Origin of the sequence: Streptomyces sp. NPDC050164 (genome assembly GCF_044459945.1) — a bacterium.
Classification (GTDB): Bacteria; Actinomycetota; Actinomycetes; order Streptomycetales; family Streptomycetaceae; genus Streptomyces; species Streptomyces coeruleorubidus_A.
In genome coordinates, this window is record NZ_JBITJK010000094.1 from 1 (window position 1) to 2,807 (window position 2,807).

Sequence of the window (2,807 nt, forward strand, 5' to 3'; positions counted from 1 at the left end):
CATCCACCACGAATCATTCGCGTTCTGACTTCTCCGACCATCCTGAAAAGGAGCAGCTTCATGGCAGTGCGCCGCGCCGCCCTCCTGACCACATCCACCGTTGCGGGCCTGGTCCTGCTGCTGTCCCTCAAACCGCATCACACCGCCCTGCCGGTCCTGGCCGGCTCCGGCGGCGGTGCCGCGGTCTCCTCGCCGACGCCGGGCTCCAGTTCCGGTCGGCCGAGCCAGTCCAGCTCCGGCGGGTCGAAGGGCGCCAGCACCGGGGGCGGAGCCACCGGCACCTACACCGGTGCCGTCGAGCAGACCCCCTACGGCCCGGTCCAGGTCGCCGTCACGCTCTCCCACGGCAAACTGACCAACGTCAAAGCAGTGCAGACTCCGAGCGCCGCGTCGCGCAGCCAGGAGATCGCCGACTACGCCGTGCCCACCCTGACGCGAGAAGCGCTGGGCGCGCAGAGCGCGCACATCCAGGCCGTCTCCGGCGCCTCCTACACCAGCGAGGGCTACATGCTGTCCCTCCAGAGCGCCTTGGACAAGGCCGATGCCTGACACACCCGAGGGATACACCGAAGAGCGCAAGGCGTCCACGGGATTCGGCACGCCCCGGGGGCTGCGTCACGTCGAGCACGCCATGGGGACGGTCTTCTCCTTCGACATCCGCGACACGCCCACGCCCGCCATCCGCCGGGCTCTCGAGCAGGCCGTGGCCTGGCTGCACCGGGTCGACGAGGTCTTCTCCACCTACCGCCCCGACAGCCAGATCAGCCGCCTGGACCGCGGCGAGATGAACCTCGTCGACTGCGACGCCGAAGTCGCCGAGGTGCTGCAGCTCTGCGAGAGCGCCGAGCGCATCAGCGGCGGCTGGTTCAGCCGCGCCCCCGGCGGGCGCCTCGACCCCACCGGCATGGTGAAGGGCTGGGCCATCGAACGCGCATCAGGGATTCTGGAGTGGGCCGGGGCGCGCAACACCTGTGTCAACGGCGGCGGCGACATCCAACTGCGCGGCGAGTGCGCCCCGGGCGTGCCATGGCAAGTCGGCATCGCCAACCCCCTGCGACCCGGCGGCCTGTGCACCCTCGTGACCGGCCGGGACCTCGCGGTCGCGACCTCCGGCACGGCCGAGCGCGGCGCCCACATCCTCGACCCGCACACCGGTCGCCCTGCGGCCTCCGGACTGCTCTCGATCACCCTGGTCGGCCGCCACCTCACCAACGTCGACGCCTACGCAACGGCTGCCTTCGCCATGGGCCCGAGCGCACGCGGATGGTTCGAGTCCCTGCCCGGTGTCGAAGCCTTCGCCGTCACCTCGGACGCCCGCGCCTGGTGGACCTCCGGCTTCACGGACAAGACCCCGCCTCAGCATGGCTTGGCCGAGGGGTCCCGGACCGCGTGCTCCACACCCGGGGTGACACCCAGTTCTCACCGACATTGACCGCGCCGCAGCACCGCAGGTTGACTCCCGACCTGTCCTTTGACATCGAATCCAGTCAAGCCCGAAGCCCGTTACCTGCGCAGACTAGGTTGACTGGCAAGGAGGACCGCTTCGAGCGCGGCGAGCCGAGCCTCATGACCTGGGACAACACGGTTGGTTGGCAAGGAACGGCTCAGACTGAGTTCGATGTCAGCGGACACGAACTCGCGTCGCGACGACATCCACGGACGGTGACACAGCCACCGCGCACGCCGACCACGTCGAACTCGCCGCCGTCGACGACCGCCCGGGCAACCCCGAACCCCATCCAGGCGGAGGTCTTCCGCCGCTTCATCCAGGTCGGCCCCGGCCACTCACGCAGGTTGGGTGGCACCGGACTGGGCCTCGAGATCGTCGACGCCGTCGTCACCGCACACCGCAGCACCATCTCCCTGACCAGCCGCCCGGGCAGCTCGGCCTTCGACTGCGACTGCCGCTCGCACCCCCGCCAGGCGGGAGAGTCCCGCCGGGTGGAGGTACTGCTGATCGTCCGACTCGCGGGTGGCCCGCTCGGTGGCCGGAGGTGTCGGCGACCAGGGGCCCGTGGGCTGGGGGGCCGGCTCACCGCCGTGCCGCCGACTGGGGCCTGTACATCCTCGTGTACCGCGACCTGGTGACCGGCGTCGTCCTTACGGAGGTCCGGACCACCGCACCTCGCCGCCGGTAGCTGCCAGCAGCCGAAACATCACGGCCCGCACTGCAACACCGCAGTGCGCGGGCGCGTTGCGCCTTGACCTGCTGCGGAACCCCGGATCAGGCTTCTGGGACGGGCGTTGCAACGCCGTATTGCGGTGCGTCGGCCGGGACTCGGGGTGTGGTTCAACGACCCGCCGGCGCAAGTGTCACGCCCAGTCCACCCAGCTCCCGCAGCGAGTCCAGCTGGTCCTGGGCGAGCTTGTCCCGCCTACACTCAGCTTCACGATCATCGGCCCCGCCTCGCCGTCGACCGTTATCTCTTCGCTGTGGCTGCGCTGTTCGTGGCGCGTGACGTCGCCCCAAGGGGGGATGTCGGAGAGGCTGGAGCGCGGCCGCAGAGGCCGGGCATCCGACGAGACTTCACCTGTCCGGGCCTCGGCACACCACACCCAACGACCCAAGAACCCAAAGTCACCAGTATTGGGACTAGACGGGCTTGTCTTGGTCGACCGCCGGTTCTACCGGGGCTTCGCTCCTCACGTCCGGCGAAACCGCAGCCTACGGTTTTGCACAATCCCACCCACCCACGAACTGAACGGCCTTGGGGCTAGGCCGTGTTTTGGAACGTGCGGGCGGCCAGCCATTTGGTGAGGTCGCCCGCGATCCGGCCGGTGTCGATCTCGTTGGTCACGTGATGTTC

The 2,807-nt window shown here is 69.5% G+C and carries 2 protein-coding genes; both read left to right on the plus strand.

Annotated features, from left to right (window positions below; genetic code table 11):
* The first annotated feature begins 60 nt into the window (after positions 1–60).
* Positions 61–549, plus strand: a complete 489-nt coding sequence (locus ACIBNA_RS44995; RefSeq protein ID WP_399171287.1) for an FMN-binding protein — start codon at positions 61–63, stop codon at positions 547–549.
* Positions 550–631: 82 nt separating this feature from the next.
* Complete coding sequence (locus ACIBNA_RS45000) at positions 632–1,432, plus strand: FAD:protein FMN transferase (RefSeq protein WP_399171289.1); 801 nt, start codon at positions 632–634, stop codon at positions 1,430–1,432.
* Positions 1,433–2,807: the final 1,375 nt, after the last annotated feature.